This is a genomic window from Variovorax restrictus (assembly GCF_051216715.1).
Classification (GTDB): Bacteria; Pseudomonadota; Gammaproteobacteria; order Burkholderiales; family Burkholderiaceae_C; genus Variovorax.
In genome coordinates this window covers 246,301-265,847 of the sequence record NZ_JBPJZH010000001.1, presented here as the reverse complement: position 1 = coordinate 265,847, position 19,547 = coordinate 246,301, and the positions used below count along the sequence as shown (strand labels likewise).

Genomic DNA, 19,547 nt, shown 5'->3' with positions numbered 1-19,547 from the left:
TGTGCGCACCCTTGCTTTTCTGCTGTCGTGCCAAAAGGGACAACTTCTCGCCACGGCACCGGCCTGTGGACAACCCCCTGCTTGTGCCGAAACTCTCCCCAGAGTTGTCCTTTGACAGGGTTCGAAAAATCGGCGAAAGGAGAGGGCGCGACCAAAGACATCCACTGATGAATTTTTAGGCAGAATGTTGTTTTCCTTTTTAAAACAATGGGTTACGGAGCCTTTACAAGAAACCGCTTGAGTTATGCACAGAGTTACCCAAGGTTTGTGGGGAGAAGGTGCAGGGCCGAGCGCTTCGGCCTCACCATCGGCGCCATCGCTTCGAGAAACCCGATTACTGAGAAAAGGAACGTCTGTGAACCCGTCCGAAACCCGAGCCATCGTGACCTTGAGCCTGCTGGCCGCCTTCGTCGATGGCGACAAGCACGACCGTGAACGTGACGAGATCAAGCGCATCGCCGAGGGCCTGTCGCAGGCCGATGGGGTGCACCTGCCGTCGCTCTACCAGGACGTGCTGATGAAGCGCGTGTCGCTGGCTGATGTGGGGGAGGCACTCACCAGTGCCGAATCACGCCAGCTCGCCTACGAGATGGCGGTGTGCGTGTGCGATGCCGACGGCGCCCAGTCCGAGGCCGAGCGCCACTTCCTCGCCGATGTGCGCACCTCGCTCGGCCTGGACGCGCCCGCTGCGGCGCAGTTCGCCGAGCAGGCCGAAGCGATCGCGACGACACCGCTGGCGACCGGGACGGCCGTGGTGCCGATCGCTGCCGGTGCGGCTGTGGCCACGGCTGCAACCGGTGCGGCGCCCGCCGTCGACAACGCCGAGCTCGACCAGGCCATCCTGAACGCCGCCATCCTCAACGGCGCCCTCGAGCTGCTGCCCGAGACGCTGTCGACCATGGCGATCATTCCGCTGCAGATGAAACTGGTCTACCGCATCGGCAAGGCGCACGGCTACGAGCTCGACAGCGGCCACGTGAAGGACTTCATCGCCACCGTCGGCGTCGGCCTGACCTCGCAGTACCTCGAGCAGGCCGGCCGCAAGCTGCTGGGCGGCTTGCTGGGCAAGGTGGGCGGTGGGCTGCTGCGCGGCCTGGGCAACCAGGCGGTGAGTTCGGGCATGAGCTTCGCCACCACCTATGCACTGGGCCATGTGGCTAAGCGCTACTACGCTGGTGGCCGCACGCTGTCGACGCAGATGCTCAAGGAAGCGTATGCCAGCGTGACGAAGGAAGGGCAGGGGCTGCAGACGCGCTACCTGCCGGCCATCCAGGAGAAGGCGCGCACGTTGAACCCGTCGCAGATCCTCTCGATGGTTCGCGGGGCCTGATTCCCGTCAGGAGGTTGCCGATGCGCCTGCCAGATCTTCCAGGATCGGGCAGTCCGGCCGCGCATCGCCATGGCAGCAATGCACGAGGTGCGACAGCGTGCGCCGCATCGCCTGCATGTCGGCGATGCGCTGCTCCAGCTCGCCCAGGTGCTTCTGCGCGATGCGCTTGACGCTCGCGCTGGCGCGCCGGCGGTTGTGCCAGAGGCCGACCAGTTCGGCGATCTCCTCCATTGAGAAGCCGAGGTCGCGCGAGCGCTTGACGAAGCGCAGCGTGTGGATATCGGCTTCGCTGTACTGCCGGTAGCCGCTCTCGGTGCGCGCCACCGCCGGCAGCAGACCCAGCCCTTCGTAGTGGCGCACCATGCGCGCCGACACGCCGGAGCGGCGGGCGGCTTCGCCGATGTTCCACGGACCGGCGCCAGCGGACGGCGTCATCTCACTGAACCTTGTAGCCGGCGTTCTCGATGGCTGCCACGATGTCTTGGCGCGGCTGCTCGCTCAGCACGTCGACATGGCCGGTGGGCAGGTCGACCGTCACTTGCGCTTCGGGGTCGACCGCCTGCACGGCGTTCTGGACGGCGCTCGCGCAATGGCCGCAGGTCATGCCGACGACTTCGAATTTCTGGCTCATGGTCTTGTTCCTTGCGAATGAAAAGTGGAAAAGGTGGGAAGAGGCTGGCAGTGTGAACCTTGACACCATGGAAGAGTCAAGCAGAAAAATGGCTTGACCTTGCCACGATGTGAGGCTTTAGGCTCGTCCCCATGAACGATGTCCAGACCCCGACCCTTTCGCCGCACACGCTCGACCTGTCCGTCGGCGGCATGACCTGCGCGTCCTGCGTGGCCCGCGTGGAGCGCGCGTTGCAGCAGGTGCCCGGCGTGCGCGAGGCGAGCGTGAACCTGGCGACCGAAAGTGCCCGCGTCATGGTCGATGCGAGTGACGACGCGGCGATCGATGCACGGCTTCGTCGAGCCATACGCAGCGCCGGCTACGAACCCCGCAGCGCCGAAGCCGCACAGGCCGCGGCCGATGCGTCGCCGTGGGAAGGCTTTCTGCCCGTGGCGGCTGGCTTGGCTCTGTCGGCGCCCTTGCTCGCGCCGATGCTGTTGCAGCCCTTTGGCGTGCACGCGATGCTGCCGCCGTGGTGGCAGCTGCTGCTGGCCGCACCGGTGCAGTTCTGGCTCGGTGCGCGCTTCTACCGCGCGGGCTGGCATGCGGCGCGCGCGCTCACCGGCAACATGGACTTGCTCGTGGCCCTGGGCACCAGCGCGGCCTTCGGCCTGTCGCTGTGGCTCTGGTGGCGTGCTGCACCCGGCGACATGCCGCACCTCTATTTCGAGGCCTCGGCGGTCGTAATTTCGCTGGTGCTGCTGGGCAAGTGGCTGGAAGCGCGTGCCAAGCGGCAGGCCACGTCGGCCATCCGCGCGCTGCAACAACTGCGGCCCGAGGTGGCGCACTTGGTCGGCCCGCGCCAGGAGACCGACGTGCCGCTGGCCGAGGTGCTCAAGGGCGACAGGCTCGCCGTGCGTGCCGGTGAACGCGTGCCTGCGGATGCACGCGTGCTGGAAGGCCGCTCGGAGGTCGACGAGTCGATGCTCACCGGCGAGCCGCTGCCGGTGGCCAAGGGGCCGGGCGATGCGCTAACCGGCGGCTCGGTGAATGGCGCGGGCCGGCTGGTGGTCGAGGTGCGTGCGGTCGGTGCCGAAAGCGTACTGGCCCGCATCATCCGGCTTGTCGAAGACGCGCAGGCCGCGAAGGCGCCGATCCAGCGCCTGGTCGACAAGGTGGCCGCCGTCTTCGTGCCGGTGGTGCTGGGCATCGCACTGGTCACGCTCGTCGGCTGGCTGGTGGCCGGCGCGGGCAGCGAAGCCGCACTCGTGCATGCGGTCGCGGTGCTGGTGATCGCCTGCCCTTGCGCGCTGGGGCTGGCCACGCCGGTCGCGGTGATGGCCGGCACGGGCGTGGCGGCGAAGCATGGCATCTTGATCAAGGACGCGCGCTCGCTGGAGCTGGCGCACCGGGTCGACACCGTGGCCTTCGACAAGACCGGCACGCTGACGCTGGGCACACCCACCTTGACCGAACTGGTCCCGAGCGTTGCCGAAGCGCCGAAAGACCTGCTCGCCGTCGCGGCGAGCCTGCAACGCGGCAGCACGCATCCGCTGGCGAAGGCGGTGCTCGATGCAGCCACCAAGGCCGGGCTCGATGTCGATGCGGCGCGCGAGCTTCGGTCCGAGTCGGGGCGTGGCGTGCGCGGTGTTGTCGGCGGGGCCGACTGGGCGATCGCGAGCCTGCGCTGGTGCGAGGAACTCGCTGCGGTGCCCGACGCATCGGCCGTGCAGCGCCTGCAGCAGCGCGGTGCCACGGTGTCGGCATTGCTGGCGTTCGCGGCCGATGGCACGCCGCAGGTGAAGGCCCTGCTGGCCTTCAGCGACGAGCCGAAGCCACAGGCCGCCGAAGCCGTCGCAGCGCTGCAGGCGCGGGGCTTGCGCGTGGTGATGATCTCCGGTGACAACGTGCATGCCGCGCAGGCCATGGCCGCGCGCGTGGGCATCGCACCCGACGATGTGCGCGCCGAGGTGCTGCCGGCCGACAAGGCGTCGCAGGTCGCGGCGCTGCGCGAAGGCGGTCACATCGTCGCGATGGTGGGCGACGGTGCCAACGACGCGCCAGCGCTGGCGGCGGCCGATGTCGGCATCGCCATGGCCAACGGCACCGATGTCGCGATGGAAGCCGCCGGCATCACGCTGATGCGTGGCGACCTGTCGCTGGTGGCCGATGCGCTCGACCTGTCGGCGCGCACGGTGGCGAAGATCCGGCAGAACCTGTTCTGGGCCTTCGCGTACAACATCGTCGGCATCCCCTTCGCGGCCTTCGGTTTGCTCAGCCCGGTGGTGGCGGGCGCGGCGATGGCGGCGTCGAGCGTGAGCGTGATGGCCAACGCGTTGCTGCTGCGGCGCTGGCACCCCCAGGGCCGCCGTTGAGGCGGGCCGGGCTGGTGTAGAAACGCGGCTCCACGGCCACCGACCCTCCCATGCGAATCCTGTTGATCGAAGACGACGCCGTGCTGCACGACGTGATGTTGCGCAGCCTGCACGATGCCGGCCACCGCGTGGACCTGGCGACCAACGTCGAAGATGCCGACCACCTCTGGTGCGTGCAGCGCTTCGATGCCGTGCTGCTCGACCTGAACCTGCCGGCCACGTCCAGCCCCACCAGCGGACTGGCCAGCGGCCTGCAGGCGCTGCGCCAGGCGCGTGGCCGCGGCGACCGCACGCCGGTGCTGGTGCTGACCGCGCGCGACCGCACCGACGAGCGCATCGCGGGCCTCGACGCCGGTGCCGACGATTACCTCGGCAAGCCCTTCGACCTGGCCGAGGTCGAGGCGCGGCTGCGTGCGCTGGTGCGCCGCGCGCAGGGCACCGACGATGTCTCGACGCTCGGCCAGTTGCGGTTGGACCGCAAGGCGCGGCGCTTCGGCGTGGCGGGTGTGCCGCTCGAGCTGCCGGCCCGCGAATTCGAGGTGCTGTGGGAGCTGATGAGCCCGCCCGGCCGCACCGTGAGCAAGCGTGAGCTGTCCGACAAGCTCTCGAGCTTCGACGAATCGCTGGGCGACAACGCGCTCGAGGCCTTCATCTCGCGCCTGCGCAAGAAGCTGGCCGGCAGCGGCGCGAGCATCCGCACGCTGCGCGGCATCGGCTACCTGCTGGAAGCCGAAGCGCCGTGACCGACGCGGTGCGCGCAGCGGCGCCATCGCTCACGCGACGCGTCTTGCGCGGTGTGCTGCTGCCGCTGGCACTCACCTGGCTGGTCGGCACCGGGGTGGCGCTGGTCGTGGCCAACAGCTTCACCGAACAGGCCTTCGACCGCACGCTGCTCGACGATGCCTATGCCGTGTCGTCCAACGTTCGGGCCACCGCTGGCGGCATCGAGCTGCTGCTGACGCCGCGTGAAGTCACGGCGGTGCTGTTCGACCAGACCGAGGCGGTGCATTTCGCCGTGCTGCAGACGGATGGACAGCGCCTCGCGGGCGAAGCCGGGTTGACGGCGCCGGTGCCCGAGGGCGATGTGGACCACCGTTTCTCCGACATCGTGTTCCGCGGCCAGACCCTGCGGGCGGTCGTGCTCAACCATGCCGCGCCCAACCCCTATCGCGTGGTGGTGGCCCAGACCACGCGGGCGCGCTCGGCCCTGGTGGAGCGCCTGCTGGTCTACGCGCTCGTGCCGCAGATCCTGCTGCTCGCCGTGCTGGCGATCTGGCTGTGGCGTGGGATCAACCGCGAGCTACGGCCGCTCGGCGAACTCGAAGCGACGCTCGATCGTCGCGATGCCAACGACCTGTCGCCGGTGCCGGTGGCGCGCAGCTCGCGCGAACTGGAACGGCTGGGCGACGCGATGAATGCCCTGTTCGCGCGGGTCACGCACAGCGTGCGCGCACAGCGCGAATTCGCCGGCAACGTGGCGCACGAACTGCGCACGCCGCTGGCCGGCATCCGCGCGCTGGCGGACTATGGTCTGGCGCAGAAGGAACCGGCGGTGTGGCGCGAACAGCTCAAGCGCATCGCCACGAGCCAGGCGCGGGCCAGTCATCTGGTCGATCAGTTGCTGGGGCTCGCCCTGGCCGACGAAGGGCGCACCGCGTTGCAACGCGCGCCGGTGCGGCTGGACCTGCTGGCCGAAGAAGCGGTGATGCGCCATCTGGCGCGGGCCGATGCGCAAGGCGTCGACCTGGGCGCTGAGGGCCTGGGCGCCGGGCCGGTGACGGTGCAGGCGAACGCGGCATTGGTCGAGGGCATCCTCGACAACCTGCTGGACAACGCGCTGCGCTATGGCGGTCGCACGCTCACCGTCGCGCTCGACGGCACGGTGCTGAGCGTGGTGGACGACGGCCCCGGTATCCCCGCCGCATCGCGCCAGGCGCTGATGCAGCGCTGGGCCCAAGGCGCTGACGGGCAGCGGCTGGGGCAGGGCGCGGGGCTCGGGTTGTCGATCGTTGCGCGCTATGCGCAACTGCTCGGCGCCCGGCTCACGCTGGAAGACGCCGATGCGCGCGGCGGGCTGCGCGTGAGCCTCGCTTTCTCGCCCAGTTCTGCGTCGATGGCCGATCAGCCAAGCGTCGGGTAGTCGGTGTAGCCCTTCTCGCCGCCGCCGTACATCGTCGCCTTGTCGACTTCGTTCAGCGGCGCGTTCTCGCGCAGGCGGCGAACCAGGTCCGGGTTCGCGATGAAGGGCTTGCCGAAGGCCACGAGGTCGTCGCCTTCCTTGACGGCGGTCTCGGCCAGCGTCTTGTCGTAGCCGTTGTTCACCATCCAGGCGCCCTTGCCGCCAGCCTGGCGGTAGGCGGCCTTGAGCGCCTCGTAGTCGAAGGGGCGATCGTCGATCTCGCGCGGGCCGCCGGTGGCGCCTTCGATGACGTGGATGTAGGCCAGGTTCATCGTGGCGAGTTGCTTCACGACGTAGTCGAACAGCGGCTGCGGGTCGGCGTCGTAGGCGTCGTTGGCGGGCGTGACGGGCGACAGGCGAATGCCGGTCTTGCCACCGCCGATGGCGTCGGCCACCGCACGCGTCGCTTCGAGCAGCAGGCGGGCGCGGTTCTCGATGCTGCCGCCGTAGTCGTCGGTGCGCTGGTTGCTGCCGCTTTTGAGAAACTGGTCGAGCAGGTAGCCGTTGGCGCCGTGCATCTCGACGCCGTCGAAGCCGGCGGTTTCCACGGCGTTGCGCGCGGCGACGGCGTAGGCGTGCACGATGCCGGGCAGTTCCTCGGCCTCGAGCGCGCGCGGCTCGGAGGTCTCGACGAAGCTGGGAACGCCGTCCTTGATCAACACGGTCTTGCTCTTGGCCGTGATGGCCGAGGGCGCGACCGGCTTGCCGTTGTCCGGCTGCAGGTCGGTGTGCGAGATGCGGCCCACGTGCCACAGCTGCACCACGATCTTGCCGCCCTTGGCATGCACCGCGTCGGTCACGCGCTTCCAGCCGTCGAGTTGTTCGGTGGCGTACAGGCCCGGCACGTCGGCATAGCCTTGCGCCTGGTGGCTGATGGCGGTGGCCTCGGTGATGAGCAGGCCGGCGCTGGCGCGCTGTTCGTAGTAGGTGGCCGTGATGGGCTTGGGGATCGCGTTGGGCGAACGGTTGCGCGTCAACGGCGCCATGACGATGCGGTTGGCGAGATGCAGGTCACCGGCCTGGACGGGGTCGAAAAGCGTTGGCATGTTGTTGTTGGATGGCAAGTTGAGTGGACCGGTGGAGCGTAAGCCGCGCGGCCGATCCGCGCTGCGGCGGGGTTGTCGACTTTGGTGTAGGCGGGGAGAGGAAAACGGCCCGCAGAATGCGCGGCATGACACTGCGACATCTGGTGCTGGTGCTCGGCGATCAGCTGAGCCTGCGAAGCGCCGCCTTCGAGGGCTTCGATCCGTCGCGCGACCGTGTGCTGATGGTCGAGGCGCCGTCCGAATCGACGCACGTGCCGAGCACGAAGATGCGCAGCGCGTTGTTCCTGTCGGCGATGCGGCACTTCGCCGAAGACGTCCGTGCGCAGGGCTGGGCGCTCGACTACCTGCCGCTGGGCGGCCACGCCTTCGACACCATCGCCGACGCCTTGAGCGATGCGCTGTCGCGCCATGCGCCAGCGGCTCTGGTGCTGGTCGAGCCGGGCGAGTGGCGGCTCGAACAAGCGGTGTTGAGCACCTGCAAGGCAGCCGGCGTGCGGGCCGACCTGCGCGACGACCTGCACTTCCTGTGCGCACGGCGCGACTTCATCGACGACGCGCGCGGCAAGTCGCGCCTGGTGATGGAAGCCTTCTACCGCCGCATGCGGGTACGGCACCAGGTGTTGATGCAACCCGACGGCGAACCGGTCGGTGGGCAGTGGAACTTCGACGCCGAGAATCGCGGCAGCTTCGGCCGGCAGGGGCCGGGCCTGCTGCCGCGGCCGCCGTCGTTCGCGCCGGACGCCATCACGAAAGCGGCGATCGCCGATGTGGAACAGCACTTCGGCGACCACTACGGCAGCGTCGACGGCTTCGACTGGCCGGTCACGCGGGCGCAAGCACTGGCGGCGCTGTCGGACTTCGTCACGCATCGCCTGCAGGACTTCGGCCGCTTCCAGGACGCGATGTGGCAGGACGAGCCGTTTCTGTTCCACGCGCTGATCTCGTCGTCGCTTAACCTCAAGCTGCTCGATCCGCGCGAGGTCATCGATGCGGCGGTGGCGCGCTACGACGAAGGCGCCGCGCCGATCGAGGCCGTCGAGGGCTTCGTGCGGCAGATCCTCGGCTGGCGGGAATTCATCCGCGGCGTCTACTGGTGGCGCATGCCGGGCCTGCTGGAGGCCAACGCGTTGAAGCACACGGCACCGCTGCCCGACTGGTACTGGACCGGCGATGTGCAGATGAACTGCATGAAGAACGCGATCGGCCAGACGCTCTCGACCGGCTACGCGCACCACATCCAGCGTCTGATGGTGACCGGCAACTTCGCGCTCACCTTCGGCATGGCACCGGCGCAGGTGCACGCCTGGTACCTGTCGGTCTATGTCGATGCGGTGGAGTGGGTCGAGGCGCCCAACACGCTGGGCATGGCGCTGTACGCCGATGGCGCACGCTTCGTGACCAAGCCGTATGCGGCGGGCGGGGCCTACATCCGCCGCATGAGCAACTACTGCGACAGCTGCCGCTACACGCCGACCGCGCGCAGCGGCGACAACGCCTGCCCGATGACGGTGATGTACTGGGACTTCGTGGCGCGCCACGCGCCGATGCTCGAGCGCAATCCGCGCACCGTGATGATGGTCAAGAACCTCGCGCGCTTCGGTGCCGACGAGGTCGCCGCCATCCGCGCGACGGCCGAGCGCATGCGCGCGCAGCCGGACGCGCTCTGAGCGGCGGCGTTACTTGGCCTGGCTCTGGGCCTTCTGCGCGGCCTGCACCGCGGGGCGTGCGCCGACGCGTGCGTGCCATGCCAGCAGGTTGGCGTAAGGCGAGAGGTCGACGCCGGTCGGGGTGGCCCAGTTGAGCACGGTGAACAGGTAGCCGTCGGCCACGCTGAAGTGCTCGCCCATGAGGTACTCCTTGCCCTCGACTTCCTTCTCGAGCCAGGCGAAGCGCGACTTCAGGCGTTTCTTGGCGATGGTCTTCGCTTCTTCGGGCATCGACGGGTTGAACAGCGGGCTGAAGCCCTTGTGGAGTTCGGTGCCGATGAAGGTGAGCCATTCCTGCAGGCGGTAGCGCTGCATCGTGCCGGCGGCGGGCGCGAGGTTCTTCAGGGGCGCCTGGTCGGCGATGTACTGCACGATCGCCGGGCCTTCGCGCAGGCGCGTGCCGTCGTCGAGTTCCAGCATCGGCACATAGCCGAGCGGGTTGATGCCGTAGTAGTCGGTGCCGTCCTGGAGCTTGTGGCTCTTGGTGCTGGCGAGCACCGGTTCGAAGGCGATGCCGGCTTCGTGCAGGCGATCATGGGCGAGAGCGAGCAGCTACCGGGCGAGTGATACAGCTTCATGGGAGGTTCCGGAGAGGGGTGAAAAGACGTGAGCGGAGGTCGATCCTAGCGGGTTGACCGTCACCCGGTGCGCACCGCGTTTTTGTCCTACGGTGCCTTGCGCGGCGCGACTATCCGGGCCTCTGGAACAGTTTTCTATGCTTCCTTCACGGGCGGCGTGTCGCTGCCGACAAGGAGTTCGCATGTTGAAGTACGCCATCATTTTCGCGATCGTTTCGCTGATCGCCGGTGCGCTCGGCTTTGGCGGCGTGGCTGCTGGTGCCGCCGGCATTGCCAAGGTGCTGTTCGGTCTGTTCCTGGTGTTGACGGTCGTGTTCCTGGTGCTTGCCGCACTGGGTGTGGGCGCCGTCCGAAAAGCGATCGACTGACCGGTGCACTTCTCCCACATCGAGACCGTCCTCGACTACGAGGTCGCAGCGCCGTCGCACTTGTTGCTCAACATCGAGGCGGTCCGCTCCGGCGCACAGGTGGTGCTGCGCGAGACCCTGGTGGTGGAGCCGCCCGTCGAACTGCATGCCTTTTGCGACGAGGGGAGCGGCAACCGCTTCATCCGCTTCGACGCGGCGCCCGGGCCATTGAAGATCCGCTACACCGCGAGCGTGCAGCGTTCCTTTGTCGAGGTGCCGGTCGACCTTCAGGAAGTACCGGTCAATCAGGTGCCTCACGAGCTGCTCCACTACCTGATGCCGTCGCGCTATTGCGAGTCCGACGTGATGGCGCGAGCGGCGCAGCAGCTGTTCGGCGACCTGTCGCAGGGCATCGGCCGCGTGCAGGCCATCGTCGACTGGATCCACGAGAGCATCCGCTACGAGCCGGGCAGCAGCGAGTCGACGACGACGGCGCGCGATGTCTTCGTTCAGCGCGCCGGCGTCTGTCGCGACTTTGCGCACCTAGGCATCACGTTCTGCCGCGCGCTGAACATCCCGGCCCGGCTTGTCGTCGGCTATGTGTACTTCGACGAGCCGCCCCAGGATTTCCACGCGGTCTTCGAAGCGTGGATCGGCGGGCAGTGGGTGCTGTTCGACCCCACGCGCATGGCGCCGGTCGATCGCCTGGTGCGCGTGGGCACCGGCCGCGACGCCAAGGACGTGGCCTTCTGCACGATCTTCGGGCCGGTCCGCATGACCAACAAGACGCTCACGGTGCGCGAATACCAGGACGAGAGCGCGCCGCCCGCATTGACGCCAGCGCCCACAGGGACCATCGTCGGCATCGAGAAGCCGGTGCCGGTGACGCAGCCCGCCTCGGACGATCGGGCGCTGAGCGCTGCACACGACCTGTCCGCGCTCGACTGACGCTACAAAAAAGATAGCGATGGAGCGCGCCGTGGCAAGGGCTGCGACGTGGCGCCGATGGAACGGCTGGGTGTCCCCACAGGCGGCATTGGCGGGGCTTGGCGCTTAAAATCATCGCCCCCTCTCTTGCAGAGTTCCGCAGCGCACGGGCCCGTGCGCCATCCACCATGTTGTATCCCGAAGAATTCGACGTGATCGTCGTCGGCGGCGGCCATGCCGGCACCGAAGCCGCGCTCGCGTCCGCCCGCATGGGCGCGAAGACACTGCTGCTGACCCACAACATCGAGACGCTGGGCCAGATGAGCTGCAACCCGTCGATCGGTGGAATCGGCAAGGGCCATCTGGTGAAAGAGGTGGATGCGCTCGGTGGCGCGATGGCGCTGGCCACCGACGAGGCGGGCATCCAGTTCCGCATCCTCAATTCGAGCAAGGGCCCGGCCGTGCGCGCGACGCGTGCGCAGGCCGACCGCGTGCTCTACAAGGCGGCCATCCGCCACCGGCTGGAGAATCAGCCGAACCTGCAACTGTTCCAGCAGGCGGTCGACGACCTGATGGTGGAAGGCGATCGCGTGGTCGGCGCCGTGACGCAAGTCGGCATCCGCTTCCGGGCGCGCACGGTGGTGCTGACGGCGGGTACCTTCCTGGACGGGCGCATCCACGTCGGCCTCGACAACTACCAGGCCGGGCGCGCGGGCGATCCGCCCGCCATCAGCCTGTCGGCCCGTCTCAAGGAATTGAAGCTGCCGCAGGGCCGGTTGAAGACCGGCACGCCGCCACGGCTCGACGGGCGCAGCATCGACTTCTCCAAGTGCGCCGAGCAGCCGGGCGACGGCATGCCCGGAGGTGCCACCGACGTGATGCCGGTGTTCAGCACCATGGGCCGTGCCGACATGCACCCGCAGCAGATGGCCTGCTGGGTCACCCACACCAACGCGCGCACGCACGACATCATCCGCTCCGGCTTCGACCGCAGCCCAATGTTCACCGGGAAGATCGAAGGGGTGGGGCCACGCTACTGCCCGAGTGTCGAGGACAAGATCAACCGCTTCGCCGACAAGGACAGCCACCAGATCTTCCTGGAGCCCGAAGGCCTGACGACGAACGAGTACTACCCGAACGGCATCTCGACCAGCCTGCCGTTCGACATCCAGTACCAGCTGGTGCGGTCGATGGCCGGGCTGGAAAACGCGCACATCCTGCGGCCCGGCTACGCGATCGAGTACGACTACTTCGACCCGCGCGAACTCACAAGCAGCTTCGAGACGCGCGCCATCCAGGGCCTGTTCTTCGCCGGCCAGATCAACGGCACCACAGGCTATGAAGAGGCGGCGGCCCAGGGCCTGTTTGCCGGCATCAACGCGGCGCTGCAATGCCGGGGCGAAGACGCCTGGCTGCCGCGCCGCGACGAGGCGTACCTCGGCGTGCTGGTCGACGACCTCATCACCAAGGGCGTGACCGAGCCGTACCGCATGTTCACCAGCCGTGCCGAATTCCGGCTGCAGCTGCGCGAGGACAACGCGGACATGCGCCTGACCGAAGCAGGGCGCCGCCTGGGCCTGGTCGATGACGCGCGCTGGGAGGCTTTCTCTCGCAAACGCGATGCTGTTTCACGTGAAACACAGCGGCTGAAGTCGACCTGGGTGAACCCCCGCAACCTGCCGGCCGCTGAATCGGCGCGGGTGTTGGGCAAGGCGATCGAGCACGAATACAACCTCGGCGACCTGCTGCGGCGGCCGGACGTCGACTATGCGTCGCTGATGTCGCTGGACGGTGGGAAGTACGCTCCACGGGAGCCGCTCGGCCCGACCGAGGTGGAGCAGGTGGAGATCTCCGCCAAGTATTCCGGCTACATCGACCGGCAGCATGACGAGGTCGAACGCGCATCGCATTTCGAAAACCTCAAGCTGCCGGCGGACTTCGACTACGGCCAGGTGCCCGCGCTGAGTTTCGAGGTACGGCAGACGCTGGCACGCCAGCGCCCGGAAACGCTGGGTCTGGCGTCGCGCATCTCCGGCGTCACGCCGGCCGCCATCTCGCTGCTGATGGTCCATCTGCGCAAGGGCGGTCATCGGGCTTTCGCCAAGGACGCCGATGCATCGACCACCGCGACGGCGACGGCGTCCGCGGCCGAATGAGCGGCGAGGCGACTCTGCGCGCCGGCGCAGCCCAACTCGGCTTGGCCTTGGACGATCGGCAGTGCGAGCGGCTGTTGGCCTACGGCGCGCTCATCCTGAAGTGGAACAAGGTCTACAACCTGACGGCGCTGCGCGACCCGGGCACCGTGATGACGCACCATCTGCTGGACAGCCTGTCCGTCATCGCGCCGTTGCAGCGTGAAAGGTCAGTATCGACGCGCTTACTGGATGTCGGCGCCGGTGCCGGTTTGCCTGGCGTCGTGATCGCTATCATGCGGCCCGATGTCGATGTGACTTGCCTCGATGCGGTGGCCAAGAAGACGGCCTTCGTCCAGCAGGTGGCGGCGGAACTCAGGCTGCCCAACCTTCGCGGCTTGCACGCACGGGTCGAAACCCTGGCGGGTACATACGACGTCATCAGCAGCAGGGCCTTCGCCTCGTTGCCCGATTTCTATGCAGGCTCGATGCAGCTGCTCGCGGAAGAGGGGGTCTGGCTCGCCATGAAGGGCAAGGTGCCGACAGATGAACTGGCTGCACTGCCGTTGGGCGTGGATGTGTTTCACGTGGAACAACTCACGGTGCCCGGCCTCGACGCCGAGCGCTGCATCGTCTGGGCCCGAAAAGCGGTGCATTGAGGCGATGCTGGTGCGTGGAAGAGGGCGCCGCCGCGCTGGGGCTGACTTAGACTCGACGCTCCCTTTCTTCAGGCTCCTCCCATGTTCGGCATCGCTGATTACGGCGCTTTTGTAGCGGCCATCGTTCTGTTCCTCGCGATCCCGGGCCCGGGCAACCTGGCGTTGATCACCTCGACAGGCAAGGGCGGCATCCGGGGAGGCTTGGCCGCCACGTTGGGCGTGATCGCCGGGGATCAGGTGCTCATGTGGATGGCCGTCGCGGGCGTGGCCGCACTGCTGGCCGCCTACCCGGCTGCCTTCCATGCGGTGCGCTGGCTGGGCGCCACCTACCTGGCCTGGCTGGGCTTCAGGATGCTGTTGGCCAAGCCCGGTGCCGCGCCCGTCCTCAACATCCGCCCACGCCACTTCGCGCGCCAGGCCTTCTTCATCACGCTGCTCAACCCCAAGGCCATCGTGTTCTACATGGCCTTCTTCCCACTGTTCGTCGATCCGGTGCGCCATCAGGGCATAGTGACCTTCGGCGCGATGGCGCTCACGATCGCGGTGCTCACCTTCGCCTATGGCCTAGCGGCGACGCTGCTGACGCATTTCCTGGCCGAACGCATGCGGGCCAACCCGCGCATCTCGGCCACGCTCGAGAAGCTGGCCGGCGTTTTCCTCATCGGCTTCGGCGTCAAGCTCGCCGTGTCGCGCTGAAAGAGACCGGACGATGGCCAAGATTTTCTGTATCGCCAACCAGAAGGGTGGCGTCGGCAAGACCACCACCACCGTGAACCTCGCCGCCGGGCTCGCAAAGGTGGGCCAGCGGGTGCTGATGATCGATCTGGACCCGCAAGGCAACGCCACCATGGGGTCGGGCATCGACAAGCGCCAGCTGGAAACGACGGTGTACGACGTGCTGCTGGAGTCGTCCTCCGTCGCCGAAGCGCGGGTGAAGGCCGAGGCCTGCGGCTATGACGTGCTCGGCGCCAACCGAGAGCTGGCCGGCGCCGAGGTGGAAATGGTGGCCCTGGACCGCCGCGAGAAGCGCCTGCGCACCGCCCTGGCGGCCGTGGGTGCCGAGTACGACTTCATCCTGATCGACTGCCCACCCAGCCTGAGCCTGCTGACGCTCAACGGCCTGTGCGCCGCGCACGGCGTGATCGTGCCGATGCAGTGCGAATACTTCGCGCTCGAAGGGCTCACCGACCTGGTCAACACCATCAAGCAGGTGCACGCCAACCTCAACAAGAACCTGCAGATCATCGGCCTGCTGCGGGTGATGTTCGACCCGCGCATTACCTTGCAGCAGCAGGTGAGCGAGCAGCTCAAGGCGCACTTCGGCGAGAAGGTGTTCGACACCGTGATCCCGCGCAACGTGCGGCTGGCCGAGGCGCCCAGCTACGGGCTGCCGGGCGTCATCTTCGATCCGTCGGCCCGCGGCAGCCAGGCCTTCGTCGCCTTCGCGCAGGAGCTCGTCGCAAAGATGCCGCCGGCCAGCGCCTTTGCGCCGTCGGCCCCCGCCGCCCCGGCACCGATCGATCTGCCCGAGACGCTGCAGAGCGCGGACGGCGGGCTGCAGCCATGACCGGCTCCGCCGCACCCGCCCTCACAACGCTGCTGCTGCCCGGCTGGCAGAACAGCGATGCGACCCACTGGCAGAGCCGCTGGGAAGCCGTGCATGGCGACCGCCGCGTCGAGCAGCACGACTGGATGCGCCCCAAGCGTGGCGACTGGTCGGCCCGCCTCGAGGACGAGGTGCTGGCCGCACCCGGCCCGGTCGTGCTGGTGGCCCACAGCCTGGGCTGCATCCTGGTGGCCGCCTGGGCCGCGCATTCGCGCCACACGGGCCGCGTGCGCGCCGCGTTCCTGGTCGCGCCGGGGGACCTCGAGCGCGACGACCTGCGCCAAATGATTCCCGGCTGGGCGCCGATCGTGCGGCAACCATTGCCGTTCCCTGCGCTGATGGTCGCCGCCAATGACGACCCGTACTGCGAGGCATCCCGGGCCCGCGGCATGGCCGCCGACTGGGGCGCGCGCTTCGTCGACCGCGGACCCGGCGGCCACCTCAACGGCGACTCCGGGCTGGGCGACTGGCCCGAAGGCCGGGCGCTTCTGACCGACTTCCTGAACGACAACCAAGACTGACCTCGATGGCCACCAAGAAACCCAAGGGCCTCGGCCGCGGACTCGAAGCCCTGCTGGGCCCCACCTACAACGGCAGCAGCGACGCAGGCAGCAGCGAAGCGGGTGTGCCCGCCGATGGCGCCGCCGCGGCGAACCCGACGGTCCTGAAGCTCGACCAGATGGTCGCCGGCGTCTACCAGCCCCGCACCCGCATGGACGAGGGCGCGCTGTACGAGCTGGCCGAGAGCATCAAGGTGCAGGGCATCATGCAGCCCATCCTCGTGCGCCGGCTCGACGCAGAATCGGCCGCCGCCAAAGATGCCGAATTCGAGATCATCGCCGGCGAACGCCGCTTCCGTGCCGCCAAGCTGGCTGGGCTCGACAGCGTGCCGGTGCTGGTGCGCGACGTGCCGAACGAGGCCGCCGCCGCGATGTCGCTCATCGAGAACATCCAGCGCGAAGACCTGAACCCGCTGGAAGAAGCCCAGGGCCTGCAACGCCTGGTCTCAGAGTTTGGGCTCACTCACGAAATGGCGGCGCAGGCCGTGGGCCGGTCGCGCAGCGCAGCCAGCAACCTGCTGCGCCTGCTCAACCTGGCCGAGCCGGCGCAAGCCATGCTGATGGCCGGCGACCTCGACATGGGCCACGCCCGTGCGCTGCTGTCGCTCGACCGTGGCACCCAGATCACGGCCGCCAACCAGATCGCTGCGAAGCATCTCTCGGTGCGCGAGACCGAAGCGCTGGTCAAGAAGCTGGCCGCCGAGTTCAGCCTGACGCCGTCACCCCGGCGCGGCAGCAACGCCGAAAAGTCGCGCGATCTGCAGCGCGTCGAGGAAGAGCTGGCCGACCTGCTCACGGCCGAGGTCGAGGTGCGCATCAAGAAGCGCAGCAAGCGCGGCGGCAAGGTGGAGGAGAGCGGGGAGCTCGCCATCCACTTCGGCTCGCTGGACGCCCTCAACGGCTTGATCGAGCGCATCCGCCGAACGGCCTAACCGGTGTCGGGCCGGGATGGCCATTTGGGAATTGCGCTGCGACGCGCTTGCGACTATTCTCGCGGGCGTTACGTTTTCTCACCTTTGACCCTTTTTCGAGCCCCCGACCCATGCTGATCGCCAAGCTTCCCCTCGCCGCTGCCGTGGCCGCCACTTTTCTCCTGACCGCCTGCCAGACCACCGACATGCAGATGGGCAGCCAGGGCGCCAAGACCGTCGCCACCGGCGCGGCCGCCGGCGACGCAACGGCCAACGCCAACAGCTCGCTCGAGAAGTGCCCGACGCCCCTGGGCACCGTGTCGCTCATCGAGAACCAGTCGGCCGGCTGGTACACCATCCTGCGCAATGAATACAAGCTGCCACCGACGGCCAACCTGCTGCGCCTTTTGATCCAGCAATCGAACTGCTTCGTGGTGGTCGAGCGCGGCGCGGCTGGCATGAACGCCATGACGCGCGAGCGCGCGCTGATGCAGTCGGGCGAAATGCGCCAGGGCAGCAACTTCGGCGGCGGCCAGATGGTGGCGTCGGACTACGGCCTGTCGCCCGAAATCATCTTCAACAACAGCAATGCCGGCGGCATGGGTGGCTCGCTCGGCGGCCTGGTCGGCGGCCGCTACAGCGGCGTGCTGGCGGCGGTTGGCGGCAACCTGCAGACCAAGGAAGCCAGCACCCTGCTGACGCTGATCGACAACCGCTCCGGCGTGCAGGTGGCGGCGTCCGAAGGCAGCGCTTCCAAGACCGACTTCGGCGGCTTCGGCCAGATCTTCGGTGGCAGTGCTGCCGGGGGCCTGGGCGGCTACAGCAATACGGCGCAGGGCAAGGTGATCACCGCGGCTTTCATGGACGCTTTCAACCAGATGGTCGTGGCACTGCGCAACTACAAGGCGCAAACGGTGCAAGGCCAGGGCCTGGGTGGTGGCGGACGGCTGGGGGTGGACGGCGCCGCCGCGCCGTCGCAGACCTCGGCACCGGGTGCGAAGGCGCCTGCGCGCCGCGCCACCACCCAAAAGAAGAAGTAACTGTCCCGGCCTGCGGGCCTCAACGACAAAGCCCGGCGCCTCCGAAGAGCCGCCGGGCTTTGTCGTTGAGGCCCGCGTCGCTTCTAGAGCGTGAAGATCTTGCCCGGATTCATGATGTTCTTCGGGTCGAGCGCGCGCTTGATGGTGCGCATCATGTCGACCGCGCCCACGCCGGCCTCATCCACCAGGAAGCCCATCTTGTGCAACCCGATGCCGTGCTCGCCGCTGCAGGTGCCTTCCAGCGCGATAGCGCGCGACACCAGCGCATGGTTGAGCACCTCGGCCTTGGCGCGCTCCTCGGCGTCCTCGGGGTCGATCAGGTAGCCGAAGTGGAAGTTGCCGTCGCCCACGTGGCCGACGAGGAAGTAGGGGATGCCGCTGGCGTCGGCCTCGGCCACCGATTCGAGCAGGCAGTCGGCCAGCCGCGAGATCGGCACGCAGGTGTCGGTCGAGATGGCGCGGCAGCCCGGGCGTGACTGGATTGCCGCGAAGTAGGCGTTGTGCCGCGCCGTCCACAGGCGCGTGCGTTCTTCCGGCGTGGTCGCCCACTCGAAGGCGTTGCCGCCGTGGCCGCTGGCCAGCTCCTGCACCGTCTCGGCCTGCTCCTTCACGCCGGCGGGCGAGCCGTGGAATTCCATCAGCAACATCGGCTCCTCGCGCAGGCCGAGCTTGGCATAGGCGTTCACCATGCGCACGGTGTTGCTGTCGATGAGTTCCACGCGCGCGATGGGCACGCCGAGCTGGATCGTTTCGATGGTGGTGCGCACCGCAGCCTCGATGCTCGGGAAGGAGCAGATCGCGGCCGACACGGCCTCGGGCAGCGGGTAGATGCGCAGCGTGATCTCGGTGATGACGCCGAGCGTGCCTTCGCTGCCCACCATCAGCCGCGTGAGGTCGTAGCCGGCCGAGGACTTGCGCGCACGCGTGCCGGTGCGGATCGTCTGGCCGCTGGCCGTCACCACCTCGAGGCCCAGCACGTTCTCGCGCATGGTGCCGTAGCGCACCGCGTTCGTGCCGCTGGCCCGCGTGGCCGCCATGCCGCCGATGGAGGCGTCGGCACCGGGGTCGATCGGGAAGAACAGGCCGGTGCTCTTGATCTCGTCGTTGAGTTGCTTGCGCGTCACACCCGGCTGCACCGTCACCGTGAGATCGTCGGCGTTGATCGACAGCACGCGGTTCATGCGCGACAGGTCGACGCTGATGCCGCCCTGCACCGCCAGCAGATGGCCTTCGAGCGACGAACCCACGCCGAAGGGAATCACCGGCACCTCGTGGTCGCTGGCCAGCTTCACGGCATCGGCCACGTCCTGCGTGCTCTCGGCGAAGACGACCGCTGCGGGCGGCGGTGCCTCGAAGGACGACTCGTCGCGGCCGTGCTGCGTGCGCACGGCCAGCGCCGTCGAGCAGCGCTCGGCGAAGCGGGCCTTGAGCGCGTCGAGCAGTGCTGAGGGCACCTCGCGCAGATGAAGTTCGGGCAGCAGTTGATCGGCGGTGGTCGGCGCATTCATCGTTTGTCTCCTGGCGGTCTACCATTCTATGAA

The 19,547-nt window shown here is 68.1% G+C and carries 18 protein-coding genes and 1 pseudogene; 14 read left to right on the top strand and 5 right to left on the bottom strand.

The annotated features are described in order from the left end of the window. Window positions 1–355: 355 nt before the first annotated feature. Window positions 356–1,330 carry a YcjF family protein gene (locus tag ACSFA0_RS01305; RefSeq protein ID WP_435448430.1) on the top strand — a complete coding sequence of 325 codons (975 nt, stop codon included), beginning with the start codon at window positions 356–358 and terminating at the stop codon, window positions 1,328–1,330. A 6-nt stretch (window positions 1,331–1,336) separates the two neighbouring features. Here ACSFA0_RS01305 and cueR read toward each other — a convergent pair whose 3' ends face one another. Both cueR and ACSFA0_RS01295 read right to left on the bottom strand, forming a co-directional pair. Beyond that, the gene (gene cueR / locus ACSFA0_RS01300) at window positions 1,337–1,765 is read right to left on the bottom strand and encodes a Cu(I)-responsive transcriptional regulator (RefSeq protein WP_435448429.1); all 429 of its coding nucleotides are present in this window, start codon (window positions 1,763–1,765) and stop codon (window positions 1,337–1,339) included. A 1-nt stretch (window position 1,766) separates the two neighbouring features. Continuing rightward, complete coding sequence (locus ACSFA0_RS01295) at window positions 1,767–1,961, bottom strand: heavy-metal-associated domain-containing protein (RefSeq protein WP_435448428.1); 195 nt, start codon at window positions 1,959–1,961, stop codon at window positions 1,767–1,769. A 131-nt stretch (window positions 1,962–2,092) separates the two neighbouring features. Here ACSFA0_RS01295 and ACSFA0_RS01290 point away from each other — a divergent pair, with 131 nt between their 5' ends. The 3 genes from ACSFA0_RS01290 to ACSFA0_RS01280 are packed head-to-tail and all read left to right on the top strand — an operon-like array spanning window position 2,093 to window position 6,455. Then, on the top strand, window positions 2,093–4,315 hold the full coding sequence (locus ACSFA0_RS01290) for a heavy metal translocating P-type ATPase (RefSeq protein ID WP_435448427.1): 2,223 nt from the start codon (window positions 2,093–2,095) through the stop codon (window positions 4,313–4,315). 50 nt (window positions 4,316–4,365) lie between these two features. After that, on the top strand, window positions 4,366–5,058 hold the full coding sequence (locus ACSFA0_RS01285) for a response regulator transcription factor (RefSeq protein WP_435448426.1): 693 nt from the start codon (window positions 4,366–4,368) through the stop codon (window positions 5,056–5,058). After that, complete coding sequence (locus tag ACSFA0_RS01280) at window positions 5,055–6,455, top strand: sensor histidine kinase (protein WP_435448425.1); 1,401 nt, start codon at window positions 5,055–5,057, stop codon at window positions 6,453–6,455. The genes ACSFA0_RS01285 and ACSFA0_RS01280 overlap by 4 nt, the downstream gene beginning before the upstream one ends. Here the strand turns inward: ACSFA0_RS01280 and ACSFA0_RS01275 are convergent. Then, entirely contained in the window at window positions 6,437–7,540 is a 1,104-nt protein-coding gene (locus tag ACSFA0_RS01275; RefSeq protein WP_435448424.1) for an alkene reductase, read from the bottom strand. The genes ACSFA0_RS01280 and ACSFA0_RS01275 overlap by 19 nt on opposite strands. Window positions 7,541–7,665: 125 nt before the next feature. Here ACSFA0_RS01275 and ACSFA0_RS01270 point away from each other — a divergent pair, with 125 nt between their 5' ends. Further along, a complete protein-coding gene (locus ACSFA0_RS01270; protein ID WP_435448423.1) occupies window positions 7,666–9,207 on the top strand; it encodes a cryptochrome/photolyase family protein in 1,542 nt (513 codons plus the stop codon). 9 nt (window positions 9,208–9,216) lie between these two features. Here ACSFA0_RS01270 and gstA read toward each other — a convergent pair. After that, window positions 9,217–9,824 (bottom strand): annotated as a pseudogene (gstA, locus tag ACSFA0_RS01265) (glutathione transferase GstA). Between the two features lie 182 nt (window positions 9,825–10,006). Here gstA and ACSFA0_RS01260 point away from each other — a divergent pair. The 9 genes from ACSFA0_RS01260 to ACSFA0_RS01220 all read left to right on the top strand — a co-directional run bounded on the left by ACSFA0_RS01260 (window position 10,007) and on the right by ACSFA0_RS01220 (window position 18,006). After that, a complete protein-coding gene (locus ACSFA0_RS01260; RefSeq protein ID WP_435448422.1) occupies window positions 10,007–10,192 on the top strand; it encodes a DUF1328 family protein in 186 nt (61 codons plus the stop codon). 3 nt (window positions 10,193–10,195) lie between these two features. Next, entirely contained in the window at window positions 10,196–11,119 is a 924-nt protein-coding gene (locus tag ACSFA0_RS01255) for a transglutaminase-like domain-containing protein (RefSeq protein ID WP_435448421.1), read from the top strand. A gap of 167 nt (window positions 11,120–11,286) precedes the next feature. Continuing rightward, a complete protein-coding gene (mnmG, locus tag ACSFA0_RS01250) occupies window positions 11,287–13,254 on the top strand; it encodes a tRNA uridine-5-carboxymethylaminomethyl(34) synthesis enzyme MnmG (RefSeq protein ID WP_435448420.1) in 1,968 nt (655 codons plus the stop codon). Next, window positions 13,251–13,889 (top strand): 16S rRNA (guanine(527)-N(7))-methyltransferase RsmG, encoded by a 639-nt coding sequence (rsmG, locus tag ACSFA0_RS01245; protein ID WP_435448419.1) that lies wholly within the window; start codon window positions 13,251–13,253, stop codon window positions 13,887–13,889. Before mnmG ends, rsmG begins: the two co-directional genes overlap by 4 nt. Before the next feature lie 81 nt (window positions 13,890–13,970). Further along, window positions 13,971–14,585 carry a LysE family transporter gene (locus ACSFA0_RS01240; protein WP_435448418.1) on the top strand — a complete coding sequence of 205 codons (615 nt, stop codon included), beginning with the start codon at window positions 13,971–13,973 and terminating at the stop codon, window positions 14,583–14,585. A 13-nt stretch (window positions 14,586–14,598) separates the two neighbouring features. Then, window positions 14,599–15,456 (top strand): ParA family protein, encoded by an 858-nt coding sequence (locus ACSFA0_RS01235; RefSeq protein ID WP_435448417.1) that lies wholly within the window; start codon window positions 14,599–14,601, stop codon window positions 15,454–15,456. Beyond that, window positions 15,453–16,016, top strand: a complete 564-nt coding sequence (locus ACSFA0_RS01230; RefSeq protein ID WP_435448416.1) for an RBBP9/YdeN family alpha/beta hydrolase — start codon at window positions 15,453–15,455, stop codon at window positions 16,014–16,016. The genes ACSFA0_RS01235 and ACSFA0_RS01230 overlap by 4 nt, the downstream gene beginning before the upstream one ends. Window positions 16,017–16,021: 5 nt before the next feature. Continuing rightward, window positions 16,022–16,987, top strand: coding sequence for a ParB/RepB/Spo0J family partition protein (locus tag ACSFA0_RS01225; RefSeq protein WP_435448415.1), 966 nt, complete (start codon window positions 16,022–16,024; stop codon window positions 16,985–16,987). A gap of 110 nt (window positions 16,988–17,097) precedes the next feature. Next, window positions 17,098–18,006 carry a CsgG/HfaB family protein gene (locus tag ACSFA0_RS01220; protein ID WP_435448414.1) on the top strand — a complete coding sequence of 303 codons (909 nt, stop codon included), beginning with the start codon at window positions 17,098–17,100 and terminating at the stop codon, window positions 18,004–18,006. 83 nt (window positions 18,007–18,089) lie between these two features. Here ACSFA0_RS01220 and ACSFA0_RS01215 read toward each other — a convergent pair whose 3' ends face one another. Then, window positions 18,090–19,514: an FAD-binding oxidoreductase gene (locus tag ACSFA0_RS01215; RefSeq protein ID WP_435448413.1), complete on the bottom strand. Its 1,425-nt coding sequence runs from the start codon at window positions 19,512–19,514 to the stop codon at window positions 18,090–18,092. Between the last annotated feature and the right edge of the window lie 33 nt (window positions 19,515–19,547).